The 26,686-nt window shown below is 58.3% G+C and carries 20 protein-coding genes and 2 tRNA genes; 12 read left to right on the forward strand and 10 right to left on the reverse strand.

Annotated elements, in window-relative coordinates; translation table 11 throughout:
* Window positions 1–28: 28 nt before the first annotated feature.
* Together D0544_RS03790 and msrA are read left to right on the forward strand one after the other, a co-directional pair.
* A complete protein-coding gene (locus tag D0544_RS03790; RefSeq protein ID WP_125014669.1) occupies window positions 29–688 on the forward strand; it encodes a 7-cyano-7-deazaguanine/7-aminomethyl-7-deazaguanine transporter in 660 nt (219 codons plus the stop codon).
* A 347-nt stretch (window positions 689–1,035) separates the two neighbouring features.
* Window positions 1,036–1,656: a peptide-methionine (S)-S-oxide reductase MsrA gene (gene msrA / locus D0544_RS03795; RefSeq protein ID WP_125014670.1), complete on the forward strand. Its 621-nt coding sequence runs from the start codon at window positions 1,036–1,038 to the stop codon at window positions 1,654–1,656.
* A 904-nt stretch (window positions 1,657–2,560) separates the two neighbouring features.
* On the opposite strand, the gene D0544_RS03800 is transcribed toward msrA, so the two are convergent.
* On the reverse strand, window positions 2,561–4,990 hold the full coding sequence (locus tag D0544_RS03800; protein ID WP_125014671.1) for a DNA polymerase II: 2,430 nt from the start codon (window positions 4,988–4,990) through the stop codon (window positions 2,561–2,563).
* Window positions 4,991–5,227: 237 nt separating this feature from the next.
* Here D0544_RS03800 and D0544_RS03805 point away from each other — a divergent pair, with 237 nt between their 5' ends.
* The gene (locus D0544_RS03805; protein WP_207905752.1) at window positions 5,228–5,593 is read left to right on the forward strand and encodes a ComEA family DNA-binding protein; all 366 of its coding nucleotides are present in this window, start codon (window positions 5,228–5,230) and stop codon (window positions 5,591–5,593) included.
* Between the two features lie 71 nt (window positions 5,594–5,664).
* On the opposite strand, the gene D0544_RS03810 is transcribed toward D0544_RS03805, so the two are convergent.
* Both D0544_RS03810 and D0544_RS03815 read right to left on the reverse strand, forming a co-directional pair.
* Window positions 5,665–6,399, reverse strand: coding sequence for a hypothetical protein (locus tag D0544_RS03810; RefSeq protein ID WP_125014672.1), 735 nt, complete (start codon window positions 6,397–6,399; stop codon window positions 5,665–5,667).
* Window positions 6,400–6,490: 91 nt separating this feature from the next.
* Window positions 6,491–7,561, reverse strand: coding sequence for an ethylbenzene dehydrogenase-related protein (locus D0544_RS03815; protein WP_125014673.1), 1,071 nt, complete (start codon window positions 7,559–7,561; stop codon window positions 6,491–6,493).
* A gap of 304 nt (window positions 7,562–7,865) precedes the next feature.
* On the opposite strand from D0544_RS03815, the gene D0544_RS03820 reads away from it, so the two are divergent.
* The 4 genes from D0544_RS03820 to D0544_RS03835 all read left to right on the forward strand — a co-directional run bounded on the left by D0544_RS03820 (window position 7,866) and on the right by D0544_RS03835 (window position 14,209).
* Window positions 7,866–8,714, forward strand: coding sequence for a DMT family transporter (locus D0544_RS03820; protein ID WP_341538850.1), 849 nt, complete (start codon window positions 7,866–7,868; stop codon window positions 8,712–8,714).
* Between the two features lie 409 nt (window positions 8,715–9,123).
* The gene (locus D0544_RS03825; RefSeq protein ID WP_125014675.1) at window positions 9,124–10,218 is read left to right on the forward strand and encodes a TRAP transporter substrate-binding protein; all 1,095 of its coding nucleotides are present in this window, start codon (window positions 9,124–9,126) and stop codon (window positions 10,216–10,218) included.
* 277 nt (window positions 10,219–10,495) lie between these two features.
* Complete coding sequence (locus tag D0544_RS03830; RefSeq protein ID WP_125014676.1) at window positions 10,496–11,530, forward strand: TRAP transporter small permease subunit; 1,035 nt, start codon at window positions 10,496–10,498, stop codon at window positions 11,528–11,530.
* 21 nt (window positions 11,531–11,551) lie between these two features.
* Window positions 11,552–14,209 carry a TRAP transporter large permease gene (locus D0544_RS03835; protein ID WP_125014677.1) on the forward strand — a complete coding sequence of 886 codons (2,658 nt, stop codon included), beginning with the start codon at window positions 11,552–11,554 and terminating at the stop codon, window positions 14,207–14,209.
* A gap of 159 nt (window positions 14,210–14,368) precedes the next feature.
* Here D0544_RS03835 and D0544_RS03840 read toward each other — a convergent pair whose 3' ends face one another.
* Together D0544_RS03840 and D0544_RS03845 are read right to left on the reverse strand one after the other, a co-directional pair.
* Window positions 14,369–15,694: a GAF domain-containing sensor histidine kinase gene (locus tag D0544_RS03840; RefSeq protein ID WP_125014678.1), complete on the reverse strand. Its 1,326-nt coding sequence runs from the start codon at window positions 15,692–15,694 to the stop codon at window positions 14,369–14,371.
* The gene (locus D0544_RS03845; RefSeq protein ID WP_125014679.1) at window positions 15,694–17,229 is read right to left on the reverse strand and encodes an HD domain-containing phosphohydrolase; all 1,536 of its coding nucleotides are present in this window, start codon (window positions 17,227–17,229) and stop codon (window positions 15,694–15,696) included. The genes D0544_RS03840 and D0544_RS03845 overlap by 1 nt, the downstream gene beginning before the upstream one ends.
* Window positions 17,230–17,477: 248 nt before the next feature.
* Here D0544_RS03845 and D0544_RS03850 point away from each other — a divergent pair, with 248 nt between their 5' ends.
* Window positions 17,478–18,785: a succinylglutamate desuccinylase/aspartoacylase family protein gene (locus tag D0544_RS03850; RefSeq protein ID WP_125014680.1), complete on the forward strand. Its 1,308-nt coding sequence runs from the start codon at window positions 17,478–17,480 to the stop codon at window positions 18,783–18,785.
* Between the two features lie 9 nt (window positions 18,786–18,794).
* Here D0544_RS03850 and D0544_RS03855 read toward each other — a convergent pair whose 3' ends face one another.
* The 3 genes from D0544_RS03855 to fusA form a co-directional block, all read right to left on the reverse strand.
* Window positions 18,795–19,406, reverse strand: coding sequence for a LysE family translocator (locus D0544_RS03855; protein WP_125014681.1), 612 nt, complete (start codon window positions 19,404–19,406; stop codon window positions 18,795–18,797).
* Between the two features lie 121 nt (window positions 19,407–19,527).
* Window positions 19,528–19,603: transfer RNA gene (locus D0544_RS03860), tRNA-Asn, on the reverse strand.
* 99 nt (window positions 19,604–19,702) lie between these two features.
* Complete coding sequence (fusA, locus tag D0544_RS03865; protein ID WP_243647242.1) at window positions 19,703–21,760, reverse strand: elongation factor G; 2,058 nt, start codon at window positions 21,758–21,760, stop codon at window positions 19,703–19,705.
* Between the two features lie 192 nt (window positions 21,761–21,952).
* On the opposite strand from fusA, the gene D0544_RS03870 reads away from it, so the two are divergent.
* Complete coding sequence (locus tag D0544_RS03870; protein WP_125014683.1) at window positions 21,953–23,356, forward strand: methyltransferase domain-containing protein; 1,404 nt, start codon at window positions 21,953–21,955, stop codon at window positions 23,354–23,356.
* A gap of 88 nt (window positions 23,357–23,444) precedes the next feature.
* Window positions 23,445–23,521 (forward strand) — tRNA-Pro (locus D0544_RS03875).
* A gap of 294 nt (window positions 23,522–23,815) precedes the next feature.
* On the opposite strand, the gene D0544_RS03880 is transcribed toward D0544_RS03875, so the two are convergent.
* Window positions 23,816–24,007 carry a DUF1289 domain-containing protein gene (locus D0544_RS03880; protein WP_125014684.1) on the reverse strand — a complete coding sequence of 64 codons (192 nt, stop codon included), beginning with the start codon at window positions 24,005–24,007 and terminating at the stop codon, window positions 23,816–23,818.
* Between the two features lie 139 nt (window positions 24,008–24,146).
* Here D0544_RS03880 and D0544_RS03885 point away from each other — a divergent pair, with 139 nt between their 5' ends.
* Window positions 24,147–24,362: a hypothetical protein gene (locus D0544_RS03885; RefSeq protein ID WP_125014685.1), complete on the forward strand. Its 216-nt coding sequence runs from the start codon at window positions 24,147–24,149 to the stop codon at window positions 24,360–24,362.
* A 62-nt stretch (window positions 24,363–24,424) separates the two neighbouring features.
* Here the strand turns inward: D0544_RS03885 and D0544_RS03890 are convergent, their stop codons facing one another.
* Window positions 24,425–25,291: a helix-turn-helix transcriptional regulator gene (locus D0544_RS03890; protein ID WP_125014686.1), complete on the reverse strand. Its 867-nt coding sequence runs from the start codon at window positions 25,289–25,291 to the stop codon at window positions 24,425–24,427.
* A gap of 199 nt (window positions 25,292–25,490) precedes the next feature.
* Here D0544_RS03890 and D0544_RS03895 point away from each other — a divergent pair, with 199 nt between their 5' ends.
* Window positions 25,491–26,633: an ABC transporter substrate-binding protein gene (locus D0544_RS03895; protein WP_125014687.1), complete on the forward strand. Its 1,143-nt coding sequence runs from the start codon at window positions 25,491–25,493 to the stop codon at window positions 26,631–26,633.
* The last annotated feature ends 53 nt before the right edge of the window (window positions 26,634–26,686 follow it).

The following is a 26,686-nucleotide window of genomic DNA, read 5'->3' on the forward strand; positions in this document are numbered from 1 at the left end:
CTCACCTCATACAAAAAGGAATCCTCTAATGCATTACTCCTCTGTGCCCGCCCGGGCGCTACTCCTGTTGGTGTTGTTTCATATCCTGGTGATCGCTTCCAGTAACTACCTGGTGCAGATCCCCTTTACCCTGGCCGGGTTCCATACTACCTGGGGAGCCTTTAGCTTTCCCTTTATCTTCCTGGCGACTGACCTTACGGTGAGAATCTTTGGTGCTGAGTCGGCCCGGCGCATCATCTTCCGGGTGATGTTCCCCGCCCTGGCGATCTCCTATCTGGTGTCGGTGCTCTTTTACCAGGGAGCCTACCAGGGAGCGGCGGCTCTGCTGGAGTTCAACAGCTTTGTGGCGCGCATCGCCTTTGCCAGCTTTGCGGCCTACCTGCTGGGCCAGCTGGTGGATATTCGTGTGTTTAGCCGGCTGCGTGCGCTTCGTGTTTGGTGGGTGGCTCCGGCCGTATCGACGGTGATTGGTAACCTGCTGGATTCCCTGGCCTTCTTCGCGCTGGCCTTCTACCAGTCGACTGACCCCTTCATGGCGGCGAACTGGCTTGAGATCGCCCTGGTGGACTACGGCTACAAGCTGGCGGTGAGCCTGCTCTTTTTCCTGCCCCTGTATGGCGTGCTGCTTAAGCGGATTCAGGCCTGGCTTACCCGCCAGCAGGGAGCGCCGCTGAGCGAAGCCCTTTAGGGGCGAGCGGGTGGGACCGGGGGCTGCAGCAGTTGGCGGCAACCCGGTCCCGCTGGGGCCTTCCAAAAAGGGACGGCCCAACGCTTGGGGTCGTCGGGCCGTCCGGGTAACATTGGAACCTTAGGAGTAGGTCAATGTCCCCGTAAGTATAGACAGCAGATTGTTCCCGGCTATCCGTAATGGTACTTCTTTCTATTGTGATAACTACCTAGGTTAAAGCCGTCACTGGTTAGAACGTAGCGAAGCAAAAAGGGCGAAACCCGACCGCCTCCGGGCGCCGGTTGATCATCTGCTGCCTTGATAGCCCCCCTGCGAGGGCCTCTTTACCCAATACCGGAGTGTTCCTTATGCTCGATAAAACTACCCTCTGTTCCGCATCCGACGCTTTAGCCGGACGTCCGCAGTTGATGCCCGTGCCGGAGCGTCACTTCGTCAAGGAGACCCCCCTTAAGCCCCCTTTTCCAAAAGGTATGGAGATGGCGATCTTCGGGATGGGCTGCTTCTGGGGGGCTGAGCGTCGCCTTTGGTTGCAGGAGGGGGTCTACAGTACGGCGGTGGGTTACGCCGGAGGGCACACCCCCAACCCCACTTATGAGGAAGTCTGTAGCGGTCGTACAGCCCATGCCGAGGTGGTGCTGGTGGTGTTCGACCCGCAGAAGATCGCCTATGAGTCGTTGCTTAAGCTGTTCTGGGAGAGCCATGATCCTACCCAGGGGATGCGTCAGGGTAATGATCTGGGCACCCAGTACCGCTCGGTAATCTACTGCACCAGTGATGAGCAGCTCAAGTTTGCCTGCGCAAGTCGCAGTGACTACCAGGCTTCTCTCCGGGGGGCCGGGTTTGGTCCCATCACCACTGAGATTGAACTCGCCCCTCAGTTCTATTACGCAGAGGAGTACCACCAGCAGTATTTGGCGAAGAATCCCGATGGGTATTGCGGGCTGCGTGGAACCGGCGTTAGCTGCTAAGGCGTTTTCCCCTCCTGACGAAAACAAACCCCGGACCGATTAGGGTGCCGGGGTTTCAGTCGTTGAACCTTGCCCAGGATAGTTCACACAGACTGCTTCCAGCATAGACCATAATGGAGCCGGAGGTTGTGTTCAGGGTTAGGTATAGCGACTGGCTCGCTCCCGGCATCCCTGCCTTTCGCGATCTACGACCTACAGGGATGTAGGGAGTGCCAGTTGCGCAGCCACTGGCCCGCACATCCATGTAGGCATCACCGCTGCCACCATCCCTGACTCTCGCGGCATACCGCCCATCCCTGGGCATAAAAAAACGGCTATGACCTAAGGGGGAGTCATAGCCGTCTATCTCAATAACCCTTCACGCTTGGGGGATCGTGTCCGGGTTGAACAACAACACTAGGAGTGGTACTTCACTGTCAACATTCTGTACTAACTATGACACGCGCTCTGTGAGCAAAGTTCCACTGTTTGGAAGAAAAAACCGCAAAAAATATAAACCTATGAAAATAGAGGTTTTTTAGGGGGGTAGCGGGGGCAAAAAAAACGGTCATGACCAAAGGGGGAGAGTCATGACCGCTACAAGATCTCTGCAGCGCTTGGGGGGTTGCTGAGAGATTACTGTCAACACTAAACACAGGAGTAGTCACGAGGGAGTTGTGAGCTACACATTGGTTAAGAGTCTAAGCCGGTCAAAAAGTTCCGGCTCTTTCGATCCGGTGGCTCTGCCCTTGGGAGGACGAGGCCCTTTTTCGTTGGCTGTCTCATTAACCAATGAGTACAGGATAGAGAGTTGAAGGGGCGCGCACTATTGGTAGATACCCGGGATGGGTGAGGGAAACTACCTAGCAGGGTGGGCGTTGGCGAAAAATCGGAGGCGGTGCGGTAAGCAGAAATCCTGACTGGGCTAGAAAAGGCCCATCTGTCGACCGGTGATTTCAGCAAAGGAGTCGCCCAGGAAATGCAAAATCCCGTCCGCGATCGGCTCCAGTTGGCGTTCTATGTAGCGTTCGTAGTCGAGGGCGGACTCTGCGTAGCGGGCGGGCTCGGCGCCTTTAACAGTCATCAGGTACTCCACCCAGCCCCCGCGCTGGTATGCGGGTGGCAGGTTGCGAACCCGTCGAATCTCCTCTTCGCGCAGTGCCGCCTGGGCGTGGGGGGGGATGTTGCGGCTGTACTCCGACAGCGGGCGGCGCAACCGTTTGCGATACACCAACTCTCCATCGTGTTTGCCCTCCAGGGTGTCGGCCACGGTCTGCTGGATAAACTCGCGGTAGTCCTCGCCGTGGAAAATCTTCCAGTAGAGGCTGCGTTGAAAGCGGCGGGCGAGGGCGGTCCAGTCGCTGCGAACCGTTTCCAGCCCCTTGAAGATCAGGCGCTCCTTACCCTCCTGCTCGATAATGCCCGCGTAGCGCTTTTTTGAGCCCTGTTCCGAGCCGCGGATGGTGGGCATGAGGAAATGGGTGAAGTGGGTCTCGAACTCGATCTCCAGATGGCTTTTGATCCCATATTCCTGTTGTAACCGTTCGAGCCACCACTGGTTGAGCCCCCGCGCCAGCTCCTCACCGATGGCCCGGGCATCGGCCGCCGCCAGCGCCTGTTCCACCAGCACGAATACCGAATCGGTATCGCCGTAGATCACCCGGTGCCCCTGCTGCTCGATAAAGTGTTTGCTACGGGTGAGGATCTGGTGGCCGCGCAGGGTGATGGAGCTGGGCAGCCGGTAATCGAAGAAGCGACACCCCGGGGTTCCCAGCACACCGTAAAAGGAGTTCATCAAAATTTTGATCGCCTGGCTGAGGGGCTGGTTTTTCGCCCGCTTGGCGTTATCGCGTAGGAGCCAGAGCTGCTCGATCAGGCCTGGCAGGATCGATTGCTCCTTGCTGAACAGGGCTCCGTTAAAGCCTGGCACCAGGGTGGAGTGCTCCAGCAGGTCGGTCTCATGCTGGCTGTCGTTGGCCGGGCGAGGATCGGCCTTAAGGCCGGCGATCAGTCCCAGCGGGTCCACCATAAAGGTGCGGATGATGCTGGGGTAGAGACTCTTGAAGTCGAGCACCAGCACATTGCGGTAGAGGCCGGGGGCGGAATCCATCACATAGCCTCCGGGGCTGCCTACTCCACGGGGATTTTGAGTCAGGTTGGGGGCGATGTAGCCGGCTCGGTGCAGGCGCGGGAGGTAGTTGTGGTCGAAAGCGGCGACCGAGCCGCCAAAGCGGTCCATGGCCAGTCCGGTCATGCAGGCGCGGCGGGTGGCAAATTCGATCAGCTCGGTTTTGGCAAAGATCTCCCACACCAGCTGGCAGTCCTCGAGGTTGTAGGCCGACAGGGCCGCTTTATCCTCCATAAAAAGGCGCCCGATCTCTTCGCCCCGCTGGTCGTTATGTTCGATCAGCTTGCCCCGCTCCAGCAGCTCACGGGCCACCGCATCCAGGGCAAAACTCTCGAAGTGCCAGGTGGCGGATTTGAGGGTGTCGATGCCATCGAGCACCACCCGCCCCGGCAGCAGCAGGCTGAAGTGGTCCGGGTTATCGCGGGATTGGCGCCACTCAAGGGCACTCCCATCGCGCCCGATGCAGAAGGGAATGGCCAGCGCATCGGCTCGCTTCTGCAGTACCCGCAGATCGAAATTGATCAGGTTCCAGCCGATTAACAGGTCGGGGTCCCGGTCGTGGCACCAGTCACAAAAAACCTGGATCAGCTCTCGCTCGTCGCGCATGAAACGGGTGTGGGGAGGAGGTGTCCCCTCACCGATCATCAGCACCTCGCGTTCGGTCGGGCTCTGGTCATGGTTTCCGCTGACCATGGCGATGGAATAGAGCTGCTCCGCCCGCAAATCGGTTTCGATGTCGATGGAGGCGACCCGGAAGCGGGGAATCTTCTCAAGCTGCCGGGCTCGCACCCTGGGTTGCTGGATCGCCTGGAAGCCCTCCTGGTCAACGAGCGTGCCCTGCAAGCTAAGGGCACCGAGGACAAATCGCTCCATGAGGAAGCGGTCGCTGGGCTGGATATCGGCCTCATAGAGCTCAATCTGCTGTTTGCGTAGCAGGTCGCGGGCCCGGTAGAGGTTACGCTGCTGCTGGAAGTAACAGCCGGTAATGGCCTGCCCCTCAAAACTCAGCAGCTGCAGCGGTCGTGACTGGAAGCCCGGCAGGGAGGATAGCTGTGGCAGGGCTTGGGGGAGCGACCCGGTGTTGATAAAGCAGACCGCTTTCTCACCCCCAATTTTCGCCCGCACCGGCCCCTGCTCGCCTTTGAGCCAGAGTGTCAACTCCAGGCCATGGGCCGTATCTCGCCATTGGCGAGTGAGGAGAAAGGCGTTATGGGTCGGTTGGGTCATCAAGGGCTCCAGCAGAGGGCAGTGTAGCACCGCTCGCTGGATGGATAACCCTGCCGGTCAGATAAAACCTGAGGTCCCTGTAGGTGATCGTCCTGGCAGATTTCCCCCAGCGAACCACCTGCGGCGATCTGCACGGCCTTAAACCCGCATTAGCCAAGGAATATCGCCTACAGACGCAGATCCCGGGACGCCTTAACCTGTATGCGCTCTATAGCCCATTCTTTAAGGAGGAAGATGATGAGCGCTCATAAAAATCAGGATGGTTTTCTGCGTACACAACGAAACAGGGCCAGCTCGGTTCGGTCGTGCCTGTTGGTGGTTTCACTGCTGTGTGCCCCTATGGCCTGGGCGGCATCCGAGCCAACCCCCGGCACTACAGCGGTTGCTACCGAGGCGGTAGCGATGCCAACCATCAACCTCAATACTGCCGATGCCCAGACCATTGCCGATAACCTGACGGGAATCGGCTTGACCAAAGCGCAGGCGATAGTGGCTTATCGCGATAAACATGGCGCCTTCGTGGCGCTGGAGGAGTTAACCGCGGTCAAGGGGATTGGCGAGAAAACCCTGGCCAAAAATGCCGAGCGTATTCGTTTGCAGTAAATTCAGGCGTTAAAAAGGGAGGTTCCAGTTCGGGCCTCCCTTTCTACGGTTATCGATGGTGGAGGGGCAAGTTAGCTCTCGTCTTTTTCCAGCATAAAGGACGGTAGCTTGAACCACATATTAATCAGGCACAGGCCACTCATCGCGATCACACTACCAATTTCCACGGAACCCGCACCGGCGATCAGGTAAGCAAAACCATCCCAATACTTGGACAGCCACCATGCCGAAATGTCGGCCCACAGGGCGATCCAGCTAAGACTGATTAATAGCGTTTTAAGTGCGCTGATATAGGAGCTGAAGGCGAATGCCAGCGTGACCAGAACCAGAAACACCGACATGCCAAAGAGATGAATGTGAGCGTTTTTTGCCATGTGGGTCCAGCTATACCCGGCTTCGGTGTATTTGATGATATCTTCATGGCTGCTGAAAGGGATTGAGGTGATCGCCTTGCTCATGGTGGAGTTGCGGCTATGGCACTTCTGACAGTCTTCCTCGAGGATATACATTACCTCTTCTTTGAAGTACTCATCATCCTTGGCGCCGTCTTTGATCCACTGCGCAATCACTTCGATGTCACCATCCTCGGCGACGTATTCGTACATGGAGCTTTTCATGGCGCCCACGAGCATAGGGTCACTGTATTTTGCTTTAACCTTGTCCATGTCAGGCACGTTAAAGCCACTGGTGTTGGTTGAGTAGATTAGCCCGATCAGGGTGGCAGCACTAAGAGCACCCAAAATCACGGTGATGAGGAAGCCTGAAAGCCCGAGACGGGCCTGGAAATTGAGGGTATCTATACGCATGATAATCGTCCTGATCAGTTGTCCATAAACTGCGATGCATGGTTTACATGCCTAAAAAAGCCCGCCCTTGAGGGCGGGCTGGATCACTTCATTACTTCTGGAAACTGAGCTTCAACACACCTTCGTGGTAGATGTGGTTGATCTGAGAGTTATCAAACACAGAAACACCAAAGCTATAGGCTTTTCCGAGATCGGAGAACTGTACATCCTGAATATCGGCTTTCTCACCGGTGGTCACCAGTTTGCGCTTGATCTCGATGGTCCACATACCCTCTTTCCATGCACCCTTGGCCCAGATGTCACCGCGGGAGCCGGTAAATGCGGTAGACATGATGCCGGGTACCATATCACCCGGCTTGAATGTATCTACGAATTCAGTTTTTTGGTCCGGAGTGATAGTGAAATCGTTAAGGCCATCCTGGGTACGGTTCATGAAGGCCGGTCCATCCTTGGCTTCGTTCATGTTGTTGACGTAGCCACCGCCAGTCTTGGCATCGCCGTGACGCCCCCAGTTTTTGTTAACCGCAGGGTCATTAACGCTATCGATGTACTGATCATCAATTACGCCTACCGGGTTCATGCGAACGCTTTTCCAGTGCCACATGTCGATGGTTTGATCCTTGCGGGTGTACTTGCGGCCGGGTGCTTTACCCTTTTGATCAATGCCATTGATCTTGCCGTCATCGTCCTGCATATGACAGGCTGCATCGCAACCCTTCTTGCCAAAGCCGCGTGCGTTGATATCCCAAAGGAGGGCTAGCTTATCTTCGTAGTAGACGTTGTCGTGACCGGTATGGTCTTTGTCTTTCAGTTGCTTCCAGCTGCCATCAGCCTGTTTTTCCCAAGGGTAGCGCATCAAGCTCTTGGTAGGATCCTTGTACTGTATGAGGAAGTAGACGAACTGGTCATCGTATAGCGACTTCAGGTTGACATCGACTGAGGTCATGCCTTTGTAGTTGTCGGGTTTGTAAGGAAGATTGTCGAGGCGCACGCTGAGCGTTTTGGCTGAATCCCAAGCGTTTTCCGCCATGCCGTCAAGGGTGATGCTGCTGCTGGTTTTTACGCTCACCAGTGATGAGTCGGCCGCATAAGAGGCGGGTGCAAGCATCAACATGGAGGAGGCGCACGCAAGTGCTAAGCTGGTTTTGCTAAAGGTGTTCATGGTCGTCATCCTTAAAGTAAAGCTGTTAAGCTATGGGGTTCCTGAAATTTAAAACGTTTCAAAGCAGGTAAAACCGTAGGCCATAAGTCTTAAGGTTTTCTTAATCCATATCAGTAGTGTGGTTTTTTCTATCAGGTACTTGCGTTATCTGTGACGTTCATCAACATAACGACTCGCTGTAAGTCACCCTGATACCGTTTTCTATAAAGGATGTTGCCTGCTGTCTCGATAGATAAGGCGGGTTACGGCCAATGATCCCCGTGAGGTTTCCCTGAACGCTGCTCACCCCCTAAAAGCCGATCTGCTGCTGGTTATTGTTACCCTGATTGCTGCTGCGGGCTGGGTGTTTTCCAAAGAGGCGCTGGCGGGGCTGCCGCCCTTACTCTTCATCGGGCTGCGTTTTACCCTCGCAGGGATGGTGTTGGCGATAGTCGTTGGGCGCGACTGGAAAGTGCTGTCTACTCCACAGTTGAAGGCCTGTGCACGGGTTGGTTGCGTCATGTCGGTGGCGATGGTGTTCTGGGTCCTGGGGCTGAACAGCGCTACGCACCTTGGTGAGGGGGCCTTTATCAACAGCCTTGCCTTTATCCTGGTACCTCTGTTAGTGCGTGTTCTGTTCGGCGAAAAGCAGCCTTTTTTTACCTGGATAGCGCTTCCGGTGGCAATAGTGGGTCTGGCATGCCTGACCCTCAAAGGCCAGGTCAGCATGGAGGAGAGTCAGCTGCTTTTTCTGGTGGCGGCTTTGCTGTTTGCCCTGCATATCTGCCTGATTACCCGTCTCTCCGGGAAGGTTCCGGTGTTGCCCCTGAGCTCGATTCAGCTATTGATGGTGGGGAGTTTCTCCTTGCTCGGATCCTTGCTGTTCGAGTCCTGGCCCCCGCAGGTTGAGGCGGCCATTTTGTGGTGGTTGCTGGTCAGTGCCCTGGTGGCCACCGCGTTGCGCTTCTGGTTGCAGATCTATGCCCAGGGGTTAACCAGCGCCAGTCATGCGGCCCTGATCCTCACACTTGAGCCTGTCTTTACCGCGCTATTGGCCGCCCTCTGGTTTGGTGAGCGTATGGCCCTTATCCAACTCGTGGGCTGCAGTCTGGTGTTTTTGGCCATGCTGATTAGCCGTGTGCCTGCCCTGATGTTGGCGTTGCGCCATCGTTAGGTGTGAACGGGTTCACCGGTAGGTGCATGGGGCTGGCTGCCTCTTGAATTTCGCGCCTTTGCTCGGTATCAATTACCATTGGTAAGACCGTTCAGCCGGAACCGGGACGTGGGCACGGGTAAATTGCCCCGAAACTGGGCTCTTTAGTGGCGCAGGGGTTGAATTGCTCCTACTTTAGTCGAACTATGGTAAAACCTTCTTTATTCGGGGGCAGGCATCGCTTTTACTAAACTGAGTGATTCGAGTGGCCTGTGTGACTACCCAGAGGCAAGGCTGCCCACTGTTGGCGGCGGTGCGATCACCGGAAAACTCAGGAGATCATCCGGCTTGGGTGTTGGTGCCGGGGTTGGCAAGCACAGGCAGTAACCTGCATGCGTATACAAATAATAACAGCAAGGAGAAAGTCAGAATGAAGAGACGTGAAGTACTTAAGAAGGGCCTGGTTGGCCTCGGTGGTGTTGCTGCCGCTACAACCATTTCGGCCCCCGCCATCGCCAAGGAGCGAATGGAAATCAACATGGTGTCCACCTGGGGGCGTGATTTCCCTGGACTGGGGACCGGTGCACAGCGTTTTGCCAAGCGTGTCACCGATTTGAGTGATGGTCGTATTCAGGTCAACTACTTTGCCAGTGGCGAGCGTGTAAAGGCCTTTGACTCCTTCGATGAAGTGGCTTCGGGTAACGCGCAGCTCTACCATGGTGCGGAGTACTACTGGAAGGGCAAGCACCCGGGGTTCGCCTACTTTACCGCCGTACCCTTCGGTCTGACTTACACCGAAATGAATGCCTGGATCCGCTTTGGCGGCGGTCAGGAGCTGTGGGACAAACTGGCAGGCGATTTCGGCATCAAAGGGCTGATGTGTGGTAACACCGGTGTGCAGATGGGCGGTTGGTTCCGCAAGGAGATCAACTCTGCCGACGACATCAAAGGCCTGAAGATGCGTATGCCTGGCCTTGGCGGTGATGTGCTGGCCAAGCTGGGTGGATCTCCCGTCTCTTTGCCTGGCACCCAGATCTATGAAAACCTGGTTTCCGGCTCCATCGATGCCACTGAGTGGGTAGGTCCCTGGAACGATCAGTTCATGAAATTCTACGAAGCGGCCAAGTACTACTACTACCCAGGCATGCACGAGCCGGGCGCGATGCTCGGTATCGGTATGAACAAATCCTGGTGGGAAGGGCTCTCAAAGGCTGACCAGCTATTGATCAACGCTGCGGCATCCATGGAAAACGATGTCATGATGTCCGAGTACAACGCCAAGAACGGTGCTTCCCTCAAGCAGTTGGTTGAGGAGCAGGGCGTTAAACTGCGTGCCTTCAGTGACGATATCTACGACAGCTTCGGTGAAGCGGCCGAAGAGGTGTTCGACGAAACTCGTCAGCACAGCGCGCTGGCCAATGAGATCCACGAAAGCTTTGCCAAAGCTCGGCAGGAAGTGGGTTCCTGGGCCAAGATCTCTGATCAGGCCTACGTGTCCCAGCGTAACCGCGTACTGGGCCTGTAAGGACCACACGCAGTGAGAAGCGCGGAGCCTGGTGCTCCGCGTTTTTTCACCCCCCCAACAGGGGTGAAAGATGATAAATACTCAAATATAGATATTGCCAGGATCACTCAGTCTATACAGGCAGACTGCAACAAGGGAGAGGAACTCCCCGGTGGGTGATCAAGGCAGGAAATTATCAGGCAGACGCACCTCCATGAATACGACAACTACCTCAGCTGCGATGGGCGCGGGATCTCCCCACCCTGTAAAGGGAGCAGGCGGCAGTAACAGCGGCAGGATGCTGACTCTGACCTTACGGATTCTGGCCGGCACCCTGGTGGCGATGGCGCTACTCTTTCTTTTCAATAACTATCTCACCTTCTGGCGTGACTGGCCTGGCCTGATCGAACTCCTTGCCCATCTCGGGGGGGGCGAAAAAGAGGCTCTTGAAGGGGAGGCCCTGACCCTTGGCTGGATACAGTTGGGGCTCTACCTGTCCGGCTTTGTGGCTATCTGTGGCTTTGTGCTGATGACCCCCAGCCGTTCGCTACGGGTGGATGCAGCGCTCTGGTCCGGTTTTGCCGGCTATATTGTGAGAGCCGCTTTCTGGACTGTGGTGTTGGTGGGGCTGGCCGATAGCCTGATCTCCTTCATGCGTATCGAGGGTTTTTTGGAGGCACTGTTTGGTGATGAGCTGACACAGGAGCTGGGGCGTCCCCAGTACCGTGGCACCTATATTCACTACCCGCTGTTATTGTTGGCCATGGTGATTGCAGCCTTTGCACGTACACTGGGGTTCACCTGGCTGGCGCTGCTGGTGGTGTTTGCCGAATTCCAGATCGTGATCTCCCGCTTTGTGTTCTCCTACGAGCAGGCCTTTATGGGTGACCTGGTTCGTTTCTGGTATGCGGCCCTGTTCCTCTTCGCCAGTGCCTATACCCTGGTTCATGACGGCCACGTGCGAGTCGACGTGCTCTATGCCCATTTTGGGCGGCGTGCCAAGGCCTGGTCCAATATCCTGGGTTTGTGCCTGCTCGGCTTGCCCCTGTGCTGGGTCATTCTCACCACCGGCATGTGGAGCAAGGGAAGCAGTATTGTGAGTCCGCTGCTCAGCTTCGAGATCACCCAGAGTGGTTACGGGCTGTACGTTAAATATCTGATGGTGGGCTTTCTGGTGGTGTTCGCACTCTCCATGATTGTCCAGTTTGCCAGCTACCTGCTGAGCAATGTTGCTGACCTCCGTGAGGAGGATGATGAAGGCAACGACCACGGCATGCGTGTGCAGGCCAACAGCACCGATGATGGTATGACCATCGCATCCGATCACCCATAATTTCAAAACAGGACCCGTTTCATGGAGCTCGTTTTTCTAGCCATACTCGTGCTACTGATGGTCGTTGCCTTGACCTCGGGATTCCCGGTAGCTTTTTCCCTTCCCGGATCCGCCATACTGTCGATCGGACTCGCCGCTGCCTGTGGCTACCTCTTCGCCGGAGACAGCAGTGCCTATTTTGCCCAGGGAGGGCCGGTACAGTGGCTCAGTGCCGGTGTCACCAATTTCCGCAGTCTCTACTGGGATGTGGAGCGGGACACCCTGATCGCCATTCCCCTCTTTATCTTCATGGGGATCATGCTGCAACGCTCGAAGATCGCCGAGGACCTGCTGGTTGCGATGGCGCAGCTGTTTGGCCCGGTTCCCGGCGGCCTGGGCATCTCTGTGGTGCTGGTGGGGGCGCTGCTCGCGGCCACCACCGGTATCGTGGGGGCGACCGTCATCGCCATGGGGCTGATTTCGCTGCCGGCGATGCTGCGCAATAACTACAGCCATTCGCTGGCCACCGGCACGATCTGTGCTTCGGGTACCCTGGGGCAAATCATTCCCCCCTCCATTGTGCTCATCATCCTTGCCGACCAGCTCTCCAGTGCCGCCGACCAGGCCAGCACCATTCGCAAGCAGCTCTACAAAGATGCGACCGGTGAGTTCTCGATGCCCTCGGTATTCGACATTACCTCCGCCAGCGCCGGTGACATGTTCATGGGGGCCCTGATTCCGGGCCTGATTCTGGTGGGGCTCTATGTGGGCTACATCCTGATCGTGGCGTTGGTGCGCCCCAAGATGGCGCCGCCGGTTCCCTACGAGGGGCAGTATGATCTTAAGTTTGCCAAGCAGGTCTTCCTGGCGCTGATGCCGCCTCTGACCCTGATCTTTGTGGTACTGGGCTCCATTATCATGGGGGTTGCGACCGTGAACCAGGCCGGTGCCATCGGGGCTGTTGGGGCCATGATCATGGGAGGCTACCGCCTGACCGAAGGTAAGCGCAGCTCCTACTATCCGGCCATTCTTGCTATCGGCTCAACCCTGGTGCTGCTGGTGGTGCTGAGCTTCTACACCCTTAATATCAAGAACATTGGCGACAACATGGTGGGCATCGTGATCGCGTCGATCGCGGTGGCCGGGCTTTTGTTCGCCGTCGGCTGGAGTGCCATTCGCGCCTATCGAATCGACAATACCCTCAATGAGGTGATGGTGGAGACCGCCAAGACCACCTCCATGGTGTTTATCATCCTCATCGGTGCCGCCATGCTGACCTCGGCGTTTCGTGGTTTTGGCGGTGAGGAACTGGTGAAACACTTCCTGACCGGCCTGCCGGGAGGCTTCTGGACCCAGTTTATCGTGGTGATGCTGGTCATCTTCCTGCTGGGCTTCTTCCTCGACTTTATCGAGATTGCCGTGGTGGTGGTGCCCATTGTTGCGCCTATCCTGCTGGCGGACCCGGAGGCAAACGTGACCGCCGTGTGGCTCGGAGTGATGGTGGGGCTGAATATCCAGACCTCCTTCCTGACGCCACCCTTTGGCTTCGCACTCTTCTACCTGAGGGGTGTGGCACCCAAGATCGTCAAGACCCTGTCGATCTACAAGGGGGCGACGGCCTTTATCGGCCTGCAGCTGCTCGCGTTGGTGATTGCCGGCTTTTACCCGAGCCTGGTCAACTACCTGCCCTACCGAACCTACCTCACCTCTGAAAATGCGCCGCCTCCGATGAATCCGCGCTTGCAGATGTGCCTGGAGGAGCAGTTGTTTGAGGTCTATGACAGTGAGGGCGATCGCTTGCGCTCCAGCATCACACGGATGCAGGAAACCGACCTCAGCAGCCTGCCTCGCTCATGGCAGAAATCCCTGGCTGAAAGTGGCGAAAAAGCAACAGCCACCTTTACCCTGGTTGCGTCAGTGCGCGAGGCGGAAGCCAATGTGCTGAATTACAGCACCGACTATGCGCCGCTACACGGTGAGGTTCGCCGCCTCGAGTCTCGTATTCGTATTGTGGATAAGCAGATGGCGAGCTGGAAGCAGACGATGGGTCGCATGACCCGCGAGGATGACCCCGACCAGGCTGCGATCAATCGTATCAAGGACAAGCTGGAGGAGTTGCAGCAGTATCGGGATGAGCTTGAAGCCGAGATTCCGGACGAATGGAAGGCCTCAAGGAAGACCTTTGTAGAGCTGCAAAAGGAGGAGAAAACGGCGCGTAACCGCTACCGTAATAACGTCGACAATGCCTATGAGCCGGTCATGAAGCTGCGTCAGGTTCTGGCCGATACCGATCCGCTGATTGCCCTGAAGGCAGAGCTTGACGGACTCAGGAGCACCATCACCAGCGCCGATCCGGAGGTGGCCATGGAGGCGATCAAACAGGCCGAGTCAAACCTGGGCGGGGTGGAAGACTCCAGCAAGATCAAGTCTCCGCTCTCCAAGGCCCGTCGCGCCCTGAAGGGGGATGATCCCGACCGTGACAAGGCGCTGGAGCTGTACAGCAAGGCGATGACGTTGTACCAGGCTGAAGTTGAGTGGCGCCAGCGTGCCCGTGAAGCTGTAGGTCCCGCACTGGCTGAGTACGACGAGGCGATCGCTTACTCCATCGGCCTGCGTCTGCAAAAGCGTATGACCCTGGAGCAGGCCAAGGGTGTGGCTCGCTGTCAGTCGGTGCATCGTAATATATCGCTGAACTTCTAGCTCAGCCTGAGCCGGTCAAGGCCGGCGCTCAATGGCCACCTCCGGGTGGCCATTTTTTTATGCCCAGGGACGAGCGGTAGATCGCGAGAGCCAGGGACGGGCCGGCCAATGCTCCTGCCAGGCCGGCACTCCCCACGTCCCTGTGGGTCGCGGCAGCGATCAAGGGGGCGCGGGCCCCTCACAGCCGCACCCTGATACCACGTATTCGAAATGGACTCCTTCGGGCTCCGGTATCAGGGTAAGGCTTTCACCGAAGCGTTTTTTAATCAGGTTGTAGATAATCGAGAGGCCGAGCCCGGTGCTGCCCGTCTCGCGGGAAGTGGTGAAAAAGGGGTCGAACACTTTTGCTTGAATCCCATCCTCAATACCGCATCCATTGTCCCGGTAGTCGACCTTGAATCGGTTCTGGTCCATCGGGGTGATGGTGACGGTGATCTGGTTCCGGTCCTGCTCGGTACGCTCCCGAAAACCGTGTTTGACGCTGTTGTCCACCAGGTTGGTGAGTATCTGCGCATGGGCACCCGGGAAGGTGTTAATGAGGCCATCACCCACACTGTGAATCTCCAGCTGTACCTTTTTCTTTTTCAGAAGCGGGGAAAGCGTCGAGGCGACCTGCCTGTAATAGTCCCCCAAGGGTATCTGTTCGCAGTCGTTGGAGTGCTGGTCAGCGGCGGTTTTCTTGAAATTCCGCACCAACTCGCAGGCGCGCTCCAGATTACTCTCAATCATTGCTGAGCCTTCGGCAAAGGTGTCGAGGAAATGGCTCATCTCCTGGGAGGAGAGCGTTTTGTTGTCGAACCCCTGTTTAAGTTTATGGTAAGCCGACTGCAGGTGGCTGTGGGCTGTGATGGCCACACCCAGAGGGGTGTTGACCTCATGGGCAACACCCGCCACCAGGTGCCCCAGGGCCGCCAGCTTTTCCGACTCCACCAGCTGTTCCTGGGCGGTGTTGAGGTTGTCGAGAGCGGTTTGCAGCTCCTGGGTGCGCAGCTTGACCCGCTCCTCCAGGGTGTCGGCGTATTCCGAACGCTCGATCTCGCTGGCGATACGGCCTGAAAAGATCTTGAACAGGGTCAGGGTTTGCTCTTCGTTTCGGATCGGTTGCTCGTAGAGAGCCACAATAATGCCGAGTACATCACCCTGGGAGTCGTGCAGGGGGGTTCCCAGATAGCCCTCGATCTTCATGTCGAGCAGCAGCTGATCGTCGGGGTAGTGTTCGCAGATACCGCTGGGGTAGCAGCAGATGGAGTCGTCTGCCGCGTTAGCACAAGGGGTGTGTTCCAGGGAGTATTCAAAATTGTCGGCCAGCTCGCCGTGGGCAACCAGGGCGATGGTGCGTGAAGTGTATTTTTGTCGGTCGAGCCGGGCAATAAAGGTGTAGTCGGCGCCGATCACCTTGTGTAGCTGCAGGGTGATTCGATTAAAAAACGCTTCTCCATAGGTGTTGGAGACACCTTCAATAATCTCTCGCAGTAGGGTCTCCATCAGACCTCCTCCTGTAAGGCCACCTGATTGCTTAGCTCAAGTAGTCGATCAAAGTGGTTAACGGCCAATTGCGACAGTTGGGGGTCGAACGCTTTTCCCTGTTGCTCAGTGAGGTAAGTCCGGATCTCGTGGTCGGGCCAGGGTTTTCGGTAAGGTCGCTCGGCCCTCAGGCATTCGATGCGGTCGGCGATGGCTACGATACGAGCCTCAACAGGGATCTCCTCGCCCTTGAGACCCTCCGGGTAGCCGCTACCATCCCAATTTTCATGATGGTGGCGAGCGATGCGGGCGCCGGCCTTGGCGATTACACCCTTACCGCGTGCGAGGATTTCTCCCCCCGCCACCGGGTGCTGTCGGACCAGGAGCCACTGTTCGTCGTTCAGGGGCCCCGGTGTTGAGAGCACGGACTCGGGGACGGTTATCATTCCGATGTCATGCAGGGCAGCGGCGATACCGATGACCCGGGCAAAGGGTTCACTCAATCCCAGGGTAAGGGCGATAAACTCGCTCATGCGTGCCACCCGCTCGGTGTGATGGGCGGTCTGGGGGCTACGGCTTTCGATGGCACCGCCAATGAGATAGATCAGGTCCTGCTCGATCTCATTGTGGTTGGTGAGGCTCTCCAGAATCAGTGACACATTGGCTGTGTACATATCGAGCAGCTCCACCTGAAGCTGGTCGGTACTGTTCTCGTGCTCCACATAGAGCACAGAGGCGGTCTGGTTGAGGGTTTCGTAATAGCCAGCGAAAAAGTGCTCTCCTACATTATGCTGTCGGGTTTTAAACGTGTGATGGATGCGGTCACGCACCTCGGCTGACAGGTCGTCATTATCCAGGTTCCCGGTGCAACAGATGTACTTCCCGGTGCAGGCGATCACCAGGTCCCGTGATTCGCTGTAGACATCTTCGGCGGTGTGGGCGATGTAGAGTGCGGAGCTTTCCAGCTCCATCAGTGTGAGCAGGTTATCCAGGGCTGCCGAGCCGAAGGACTTAAGGCGTCGTATCTTCAGCATGTCATTGGAGGCTTCGATCAGGCGGCGCAGCCCTTCCAGGCTTTTCTTGATGGTGATGATATCGCGGTAACCGCGTATACCCGCATACAGCGTGGAGATCATCTTGTTGGCGACAAAGTCGGTCTTCTCCTTATAGCCATTGATGTCATAGTCACGGATCACCTCTTCCTCCGGTGCCTGTCCGGCCTGGCCGGTGCGCAGGATCAGCCGAATACACTGGTTTTTCAGGTCGGTGCGTATCCAGTGCACAAGATCGAGCCCCGCGTGCTCGGTTTCCATGACCACGTCAACAAAGGCCAGCGCAATCTCCTTGTCACTGGCCAGTATTTCCCGTGCTTCGGCAGCTGAGTAGGCCGAGAGCAGCTCGATTCGTCGATGCTCGACCTCCAGCCCCCCTAATACCATGCGGGTGACCTGGTGGATGGCCTGGTCGTCATCGACCACCAGCACGCGCCAGCTTTTCTCCGCCTGCACAGGGACAACGAGCTCTTCGGGCTCATCGCTAAACATAAAATCAGACATGTTTGGGAATCCTTCCTCATACGCTGGAATCCGTCTAGGGCTCGCTTCACCCAGACCCTGCCTTTAGACTGTACACAGGTGGGCCCTGTGGGTTGTCGAAAAACGCCTAGACTCCTTTGCATTCTAGACGGTAGAAGCGGAGATAGGAGGCTGGACCTGTGTTAAAAGGGAGAACGGGGCACGCGGTGGCCATGCTGTGGCAGGGTTAACAGAATGGGTGATCAAGGGAAAGCGTACAGGGGGAATCGGTGCAACAAGTGGAGTGTCTGAGACGACTTTTTAAGCAAGGAGCAGAGAGCGGCAAACACTGCCCCTGGGTGGCGGCCGGGTTGCCTGTGGCGCTGGCACTGCTGCTATCGCTTCCTGTTCCGCCGCTGGCTGCTGATGAGGGGGTGTTGGGGAGTGCAGAGTTTGCCAGTGAGGCGGGTGAAAGCCGGGCGCCGGAGCCAGCGCCCCGGGCTGCCAAGCCTTCGGCCGAGCCCATCGAACAGCAGGTAAAGCCCCGTGCGGCACAGGATAAACCATTCGAAATCCTGGGGCAGTCGATCGCCCCCGGTAGCCGGGAGCCGGTGACTTGGCCGGTATCGATCAACAGTATTCAGTTCCAGGTTCCGGTGGTGGTTGCCCACGGCGGCCGGCAGGGGCCGGTGATGTGCATCACGGCTGCCCTGCATGGCGATGAGCTGAACGGCATTGAGATTGCGCGCCAGGTGATCTACGGGCTGGAGCCAGACACCCTGGCGGGAACCCTGGTGGTGGTCCCCATCGTCAATATGGAGGGCTTTATGAAGCAGGAGCGCTACATGGCTGACCGGCGCGACCTCAACCGCTTTTTCCCCGGCGACCCCAAAGGGGTGACTCCGGCGCGCTATGCCCACGGGCTGTTCCAGAGGGTGATTCTCAAGTGTGACGCCCTGATTGACCTGCACACCGGCTCCTATTATCGGACCAACCTGCCCCAGCTGAGGGCTGACCTGACCGACGAGCGGGTCGCCCGGATGGTGTCACTGTTCGGCGGAATGACGGTCTTGCACAGCCAGGGAAGCCGGGGGATGTTGCGCAACGCCGCCGTAGAGGAGGGCATACCGGCGGTGACGATGGAAATTGGAGGCCCCCTTAGCCTGGAACCGGAGGCGGTGGAGTACGGTGTAAAAGCGATCAAGACCTTTTTTGGCGAGCTGGGGATGACCCGCAGCTTCCGCTTCTGGAGCACCCCCCAGCCGGTTTTCTACGAGTCGGAGTGGGTGTTGGCGGACCACAGCGGGATTCTGCTGGCCGAGGTCGAGCTGGGGGAAAAGGTGCTCGAGGGGGAGGTGATTGCACAGGTGATCAATCCGGTCACCAACTCCAGCCAGCAGGTGCTGGCCCCCTATTCGGGCACCGTGCTGGGGATGGCGGTAAACCAGTTCGTGAGCCCGGGCTATGTGATTTTCAGGATAGGGAAACAGCGTACCGAGGACGAAATGCGTGCCGAGGCGCTGAGGGACAGTCAGGCGGAGGACTCCACTGACAGAGCGTTGGACCGTCTGGTTGACAGCGAAGAGGAGTTGCCCTGAGGCAATGGCTTAGCGCAGGATCAGGTAGCCTCCGGCGGCGGCCATAATGCTGCCGGAGATACGGTTGAGCCCTTTCATTGCCCGCTCCGAGCGGAAGTAACGGCGCGCCTGGGCGGCGCTGAGGGCGATCAGCATCAGGCCGGCCATCAGGGCCACCAGGGTCAGTCCGGCCGCCAACGCGATATCGGAGCGGTGGAGGCGGGTGAGATCCATAAAGGTGGGCAGGAACGCGATATAAAAGAGAATCACCTTGGGGTTGGAGGCGGAGATCAGGAACCCCTGTACGAAGCTCATCCCCTGGTGACGCTTACGCGGATAGTCACCGACCGCCAGCGACGCCGGCTGGCGCCACATTATCCAGCCGAGGTAGATCAGGTAACCGGCTCCCACCCAGCGAATCAGGGTAAAGAGACCGCTCCAGTTATCCGCGATCGCCGCCAGTCCCAGGCAGGCCAATACCAGGTAGATGATATCGCTGATGGTCATGCCCAGTGCCAGGGTAAAACAGCTTGAGGCCCCTTCGTTCATGGCGCGGGCCAGAATGGCGAACACGCCGGGTCCGGGGGTGACACCAAAGATAAAAATCGCGATAAAAAAGGTGAGGGCACTTTCCACTGACATACTGCTATCCCTGCTGGGGCGTTGAATCCTGCACTCCTTATACGGGATTAGGGCGAGGGCTAAAAGGGGGGAGAAATAAAAAAAGCGAAGCCGACAGGATCAGCTTCGCTTTTGGTATAGATGGCTCCCCGAGCTGGACTCGAACCAGCGACCCAATGATTAACAGTCATTTGCTCTACCAACTGAGCTATCGGGGAACTGCTTGGGAGGCGCTATATTAATGACTCCCTTGCATGGGGTCAACACCCCGGAGTCAGCAGAAAACGAGGCAGTCACGAAGGCGATACATGGGTGGCCTAGAGCAGGGGGGCAAGCTCTTTCTGCAGGCTGGCGGGAACCAGCGCAAAGTGGTTGAACTTCATCGAGAAGAAGCCCCGCCCGTGGCTGAGTGAGCGGAGTCGGGTGGTGAAGCCGAACATCTCCGCCAGGGGTACCTTTCCACGCACGATCTGGGCCTGTGTGTCGGTACCGGTACTTTCCTCCACCCGGCAACGGATCTGGGCCAGCAGGCTGAGCAGGTCTCCGAGGTTTTCTTCGGGTACGTTGACCTCCAGGTCGAAAATAGGCTCCAGCAGGCGAGGGCCAGCTTCATGGATGGCACGCTTGATGGCGATGGCGGCGGCACTGCGGAACGCCTGCTCGCTGGAGTCCACTTCGTGGCTGGACCCGCCCACCAGTGCCACCTCGATATCGGTGATGTCGTGGCCGCCGATCAGGCCACAGCTGATGCCGTCCCTGAGCCCCTTCTCGACCGCCGGGATAAACTCCGTTGGTATGAGCCCTCCCTTGACCTGGTTGAGGAAGCGAAAGCCGCTGCCTCGCTCGGCCGGGTGAACATCGATGACCACATCGCCATACTGCCCGTGGCCTCCGCTCTGGTGAATCAGGCGACCCCGGATACCCAGCACCGGGTCCGTGATGGTCTCCTTGTAGCTGACCTTGGGGCGGCCGGTCCGGACCGAGACATGGTGCTCCCGCTGCAGTCGCTCCACCAGTACCTCCAGGTGCAACTCCCCCATGCCCGAGAGGATGGTCTGGCCGCTCTCCTCATCGGTATGGACCCGGAAGGTAGGGTCCTCCTCCGCCAGGTTGGCCAGGGCCTGGCTGATCGCATCGCGATCCTGGTGGGTGGCCGGTTCCAGGGCGATCTTGACCACCGGTTCCGGGAACTCGATGGTCTCGAGCAGGATGGGGCTCTCACGGCTGCAGAGGGTGTCACCTGTGTAGACCCCCTTGAGGCCGATGATGGCGTCGATCTCGCCGGCGGGCACCTCGTCGATGTTTTCCCGGCGATCGGCGTAGACCCGTACCATGCGTCCGATTCGCTCCTCATGCTGGCGGGAGGGGACCCACACTTTCTGGCCGTTTTTAAGGGTTCCGGAGTAGACCCTCACATAGGCCATTTGACCGGCGTAGGCATCGGACACCACCTTGAAAACCAGTGCTGCCAGTGGTGCTTCGCTGCTGGCGGGCAGGCGGACACGCTCGTCACGGTCGGGGTGCCTGCCCTCCACTTCGTCAACGTCAGCGGGCGAGGGGAGGTAATCGACGATGGCGTCGAGCAGGGGCTGTACACCCAGGTTTCGCAGGCAGGCGCCGCACAGCAGGGGGAAGAGTCGACCACTGAGGGTAGCCCGGCGGATGGCGGCTTGTATCTCCGCTACCTGCAGAGGGGCACCCTCCAGGTAGCGATCCAACAGGATCTCATCCTCTTCGGCGATCCGCTCAATGAGGCGTGTGCGGGCGGCTTCGCTGGTGGCGAGCAGGGACTCCGGAATCGGCTCCTCGCGGACCTCGCTGCCCAGCTCCCCCTCCCAGTAAAGGGCGCGCAGGCTGAGCAGGTCAATAACGCCGCTGAAGGACTGCTCGCTGCCGATCGGTAACTGGAGTGGCAGCGGCTCGCAGCCCAGGCGGCGGGCAAAGCTGGCAATGCTGTTGTCGAAGTTGGCGCCCGTGCGGTCCATCTTGTTGATAAAACAGAGGCGTGGCACCCGATGCAGGTCCGCTTGCCGCCAGACAGTCTCGCTCTGGGGCTCGATCCCCTTCACCGCATCGATCAACACTACGCTCCCATCGAGGACACGCAGGGCGCGCTCCACTTCGGCCGTAAAGTCGATATGTCCGGGCGTATCGATGATGTTGAGCTGGTGCTCGCGCCAGCTGGTGGTGATCGCCGCCGAGACAATGGTTATGCCCCTTTCGCGCTCCTGCGCCATCCAGTCCGTGACGGTGTTGCCCGCATCCACATTGCCCATCTGGTGGGTGAAGCCACTGTAAAAAAGGACCCGCTCGCTGAGCGTGGTTTTGCCCGCGTCGATGTGTGCAATAAATCCGATATTGCGGATTTTCGCCATGGGATAGTGCCGGTTGTCCATAGCTCCCCCGAAGTTTCCCCTAGAGGATAGATGAAGGGGATGGCCCTTGCCGACAGGATCGCGCGGGGCGTGAAACAGTGGTCAAAGCGGGAGGGATTTCTATAATGGCCTGCAGCGGAGCGGCGCGGGCTAATGACTCGACTATGCTGACAGAGTAAGACGGAAGGCGTGATGGATACAGAACAACTCTTGCAAAAGGCATTCAGCCTGCTGGCGCGGGGCAAAACAGGCCCCGCGAGGGCGATCTGCCGTAAGTTGCAGGCCGAGAGCGGGGAGGATTTCAATGTCTGTCACCTGCAGGGGGTGCTGGCCCTGCAGGAGGGGCAGCTGGAGCTGGCCCAGGCCGCCCTGGAGCGGGCGCTCTCTCTGGCCGCCCCCGGCCAGCGCTCCGACCAGGCGCTCAGCAACCTGGCGTTGGCACTGCATCGGCAGGGGCGCGACCAGCAGGCGCTGGAGGCGATCGAACAGGCCATCGCGCTTTATCCTCGCGAGCAGGCCTATCACGCCAATATGGGCTATATCGCCGAATCCCTCGGCCGCTGGGACCGGATGGAGCAGGCCTTTGCCCTGGCCCTGGAGCTGCAGCCCGCAGAGCCTGAATACCTGTTGGGGCTGGCGGTGGCGCTGCGGCGCCAGGCGCACTACGACAAAGCCTGGGAGCTGCTCCGTGAACTGGCGGCCGATAGCCCCGACCTGGATATCCAGCGGGAGGCCGTGCTGCTGGAACTGGCCACCGACCAGCGCGAAGCGGCTCTGGCCAGGGTCCGTTGCATCCTGATGGAGAGCGAGCAAACGGGGCTTGCCACACAGTTCGCCGACTATCTGGCGGATGAAGGGCAGCTCGATAGCGCCCGCCTGCTCTATCAGCTGGCGCGGGAGCTGGAGCCGGATAATCCCACCATCGAACATATGCTGGCCTCACTGGAGCGGCGAGCCATACCCCGTGCCGGGGCTCCGGATGAGTACGTGCGGGCCCTCTACGACCAGTACGCCGACCGCTTCGAGCTGCACCTTAAACACCGGCTGCAATACGGCGCGCCCGGGTTGATTGTGTCGTGCCTGCTGGAGCAGGGGGTGGAACAGCTGGAGCGGGTACTGGACCTGGGGTGCGGCACAGGCCTGATGGGAGCAGCGCTCTGCGAAAAGCTGCCCGTGAACCACCTTGCCGGCGTCGATCTGTCGGCCAACATGATCAAGCTGGCCGACAGTAAGGGGGTCTACCACCGCCTGGAGCAGGCTTCAATCCTGCCTTACCTGCAAGCCAATGAGGCGCGCTGGACCTTGATCTGCGCCGCCGATGTCCTGATCTATCTGGGACACCTGGAGTCCTGGTTTGCGCTGGTGCGTCGCCGGCTGCAGCCGGGCGGGCTACTGGCCTTCACCATCGAGCAGGGGGAGGCGGAGGGCGTCTCACTGCTCGCCAATGGGCGCTACCAGCACCACCCGCTATACATAGAGCAGCTGGCCCAGGAGAACGGGCTGGTTGAGTTGCACTCCGCCGAACTGATGCTGCGCAAGGAGAGGGGGGAGGAGGTTCTGGGGCGCCTTTACCTTTTCCGCTACGTCACCGCCTAGTTGTCGAAAGTTAGCTGCTCCCTCTTGGATTTCGAGCGCGTTTAGTTATAGAATTCAGCCACCCAGCCGTTCGGCTGGCGTTCCAAGTCGGTGTGTAGCGCAGCCTGGTAGCGCACGTCCTTCGGGAGGACGGGGTCGGAGGTTCGAATCCTCTCACACCGACCACTAAACCACGCCTTTCGCCGATCGCGGTCACTAACTGAGACTGCAGTGGCACTCAAAGCGGCGCCCAAATTATGCCCTGTCTGCTGGCTTGAGGCGGGCGATCCCTGGTGCAATAAGTCCGTTCCGATCCCCCCCAATTGCGACTTTCCAGAAAGCTGAACCGGTCAGCGATCGCGTGCTTTTTTTATGAGCCGCTGCCAATGGCTGTTGAGGTGGTCCCGGGTATAGCGGTTGCCGCGCCGCGAGGGGGAAGAATATCAGTGCCGGTATCGGGCCCTTTGGTCCGGTTAGGCGTTAGTCTGCTCCCGGCAGGTCCTTTGTCCTTGCCTGCTGGCGCTGTCGAGCTCGGTCCAGAATCTGGCGCCGTTGCTCTTCGCTGGCCTGGTGCCAGAGAGTAATCTCCTCCAGGCTGCGGGCGCACCCCAGGCAGATATCCTGATCATCCAGGCAGCAGTTTCTGATGCAGGGGGAGGTCACCTTGGTCATAAGGGGTATGGTACCCCGGATGGGGACAGCGGTGCGATCGCTTGAGCGGGCAGGGGAAGATGGCCCTGGGGGCGGTCAGGCCTGCAAGTTGCAGCGATTTTGTGTACAATGGTTGGCCAATTCAGCAAGGAGCATACCCATGGCCGCACGACCCAGAACAGCCGCCACTCGCAAACAGCCGCAGGAAGCGCTGGAAACCTCGAAATCGATCGCCGACCAAACCCGGGCCTTTCTCGAGGCGGGTGGAGAGATCGAAAAGGTCAAGCAGGGGGTGAGCGGCATGCAGAGCATGGCCGGAAGTCGCCATATCACCCTGGGCAACAATCGCCCGAGCGAAAAACCGAAGAGCAAATAAGCCTGGCGCGGCGCGGGGTATCTCCAGCGGCCCGCTTGCCCCGGCTTTTAACGCTCCCCCCATCAGCCAAACAGATAGGGCTTGAGTTCCGCCAGGTTGCTGATAACGATCTGCTGTGCACGCGGGTCGCTGTCGATGGTATAGGGGTCGAGCTGCATCAGTTTTAGGGCGTACTGTACCAGTGCGGCCCGGGTTTTCAGGCTGAGCAGGTTACGCCGCATTCCGTAATCCCGTGCAACCACCTTGCGCTGCTCCGGCGTCAGTCGTGTGTCGGGTCGAATCCTGATGGTTACCCATCGGTTCCAGAGACTGTCTCCCTCCACCCCCTGCTCCGAGCCGGATAGCACCTCCGGAGAGCCGCGGAAGCGGCTTAATACAAAGTCCCGGTAATCCCCATGCTTTTCACACCAGGCCCTTACGTGCCAGCGCATGCCGTTGTACACCAGGGTGTGGGGGGTAATGATCCGGCCCTCCCGATTAGGATCGGAGACCGATACGTAATCGACCTCGATGCGTTGCCGATAACGGGCGGCGGCGACGATGGTGCGCAGGACCTCCGGCTCGATGGCTCGGGCGGGGACCGATAACACCTCCGTATGGGCACTTTTGATATTGACCGCTTCGAAGGTACTACTGAGTTCGCGGTTGCGGTTCAGCAGCTGCAGGTACTCATCTGCGGTGCCGCAGGTCAGGTGGGGCTGAAAGCGGGGGCTGGGCCTGTACCCTTTCAGCTGCTGGTCGTACTCCAGGTTGTCGGGGGCGATCTCCCGTTTATAGGTATTGATATCCTTGGAGGCTTGCTGTCGACCAATCCCGAAGGCGTCCACCAGGTGGTTGGTGGTGAGGCGCCCCTCCCACAGGGCTACGATCTCGATCAGTCGGTAACGTTGAAGCAGGTCCCATCGATAGGGCCAGGGGGATGCGGTCATGGTTGTTGGTTCCTGTGCTGTGGTGGAGAGTATTCAATGGATGCATAAAGCTGTCCAGCCGGAATGGGACTGTGCGGGAGCCTGAGGAGGTCAGTCTTGCCGACTACGTCAGGGTGTAAGGGGCTTCTGTAGTGGTGATCTTGTTTTAATGACACTAAAATCATGCGGATATTGACCACTTGCAAGCACAGGGATTGATATGGTCCAGATAAGGAGGTTGTTCAACGTCGCAGTGCTGCTGAGCGCTGGTTTGATACTGGGTTGCTCGGAGCCTGCTCCTCTCAAGCTGGGGGTTGCCGCGGGGTTGACAGGAGTCACCGCAGACCTTGGGCGCGAGGCCCGTGACGGAGTGATGTTGGCGGTTGAGCACGCCAACGCAGCCGGCGGCGTGAATGGCCGACCCATTGAACTGTTGGTCCGTGATGATCGGAATACCCCCGAGACAGCCCTGAAAGTAGACCGTGAACTGATCGATGCTGGTGTCATAGCGGTGATTGGGCACGTGACCAGTGCCATGTCGGTGGCGGCGGTACCGCAGATGAATGAGCATGAAGTGCTTATGTTGAGCCCTACCACCAGCACCAACCTGTTAACCGGGAAAAAGGATTTCTTCCTGCGGGTGTATGAAGAGATCCGCGAAGAGTCCCTTGCCATGGCCGATTACGCCTTCAACTCCCTGCAGGCCCGGGATGTAGCCATCATCTACGATTTCAGGAATCGGGCCTTTAGCGAGGGGTGGGGGGCCTACTTCAAGGAGCAGTTTATAAAACGGGGGGGAAGGGTTTCGTTTGAAGAGAGTTACTCCGAGATCGACGGTGACAAGTTCCTGCAGCTGGGGGCAGCGATCATTGATCCCCCCCACGACCTGGTATTGATTCTGGCCCCCGCCCTGGATGCGGCCCGCCTCAGTCAGCAGATGCGAAAACTCGGCTATGGCGGGCATATCATGACCAGTGCCTGGTCAACAACCAACGACCTGATCTCCCAGGGTGGAACCGCCGTAGAGGGGGTGGTTTCACCCTCAGCCTTCAATCGGGATAGCACCATCCCCCGCTTTACCCACTTTCGTGATGCCTTTGTCGCCCGTTTCAATTATGAGCCCCGCTTTGCGGGTACAATGGCCTATGAGGCTGCGGAGATCATTTTTCAGGCCATGAGGTCGATGAGTGAGGCTGACCTTGCTGCGGAAAACCGCTCGGAACGGTTGCGGGATAGGATTTTGAACCAGAGTCGCTTCGAAGGGCTGCAGGGGGCTATTGTATTTGATCCCTATGGCGAGGTGGATCGAACCAATTTCCTCGTGCAGGTGCGTAACGGGCAGTTTGTTATAGTGGATGATTGAAAGCTGGCCAGATGGTTGGATACGTGCTCGGGAGGGTGAGCGGGTACGTGCAT

This window comes from Aestuariirhabdus litorea (genome assembly GCF_003864255.1).
Classification (GTDB): Bacteria; Pseudomonadota; Gammaproteobacteria; order Pseudomonadales; family Aestuariirhabdaceae; genus Aestuariirhabdus; species Aestuariirhabdus litorea.

Coding starts and splice junctions, on each gene's coding strand:
- D0544_RS03840 (WP_125014678.1), bottom strand. CDS start 15,694: ATGGAGACCCTACTGCGAGAGATTATTGAAGGTGTCTCCAACACCTAT.
- D0544_RS03815 (WP_125014673.1), bottom strand. CDS start 7,561: ATGAACACCTTTAGCAAAACCAGCTTAGCACTTGCGTGCGCCTCCTCC.
- D0544_RS03830 (WP_125014676.1), top strand. CDS start 10,496: ATGCTGACTCTGACCTTACGGATTCTGGCCGGCACCCTGGTGGCGATG.
- D0544_RS03870 (WP_125014683.1), top strand. CDS start 21,953: ATGGATACAGAACAACTCTTGCAAAAGGCATTCAGCCTGCTGGCGCGG.
- msrA (WP_125014670.1), top strand. CDS start 1,036: ATGCTCGATAAAACTACCCTCTGTTCCGCATCCGACGCTTTAGCCGGA.
- D0544_RS03825 (WP_125014675.1), top strand. CDS start 9,124: ATGAAGAGACGTGAAGTACTTAAGAAGGGCCTGGTTGGCCTCGGTGGT.
- D0544_RS03885 (WP_125014685.1), top strand. CDS start 24,147: ATGGCCGCACGACCCAGAACAGCCGCCACTCGCAAACAGCCGCAGGAA.
- D0544_RS03805 (WP_207905752.1), top strand. CDS start 5,228: ATGAGCGCTCATAAAAATCAGGATGGTTTTCTGCGTACACAACGAAAC.
- D0544_RS03800 (WP_125014671.1), bottom strand. CDS start 4,990: ATGACCCAACCGACCCATAACGCCTTTCTCCTCACTCGCCAATGGCGA.
- fusA (WP_243647242.1), bottom strand. CDS start 21,760: ATGGCGAAAATCCGCAATATCGGATTTATTGCACACATCGACGCGGGC.
- D0544_RS03790 (WP_125014669.1), top strand. CDS start 29: ATGCATTACTCCTCTGTGCCCGCCCGGGCGCTACTCCTGTTGGTGTTG.
- D0544_RS03845 (WP_125014679.1), bottom strand. CDS start 17,229: ATGTCTGATTTTATGTTTAGCGATGAGCCCGAAGAGCTCGTTGTCCCT.
- D0544_RS03835 (WP_125014677.1), top strand. CDS start 11,552: ATGGAGCTCGTTTTTCTAGCCATACTCGTGCTACTGATGGTCGTTGCC.
- D0544_RS03880 (WP_125014684.1), bottom strand. CDS start 24,007: ATGACCAAGGTGACCTCCCCCTGCATCAGAAACTGCTGCCTGGATGAT.
- D0544_RS03895 (WP_125014687.1), top strand. CDS start 25,491: ATGGTCCAGATAAGGAGGTTGTTCAACGTCGCAGTGCTGCTGAGCGCT.
- D0544_RS03890 (WP_125014686.1), bottom strand. CDS start 25,291: ATGACCGCATCCCCCTGGCCCTATCGATGGGACCTGCTTCAACGTTAC.
- D0544_RS03855 (WP_125014681.1), bottom strand. CDS start 19,406: ATGTCAGTGGAAAGTGCCCTCACCTTTTTTATCGCGATTTTTATCTTT.
- D0544_RS03810 (WP_125014672.1), bottom strand. CDS start 6,399: ATGCGTATAGATACCCTCAATTTCCAGGCCCGTCTCGGGCTTTCAGGC.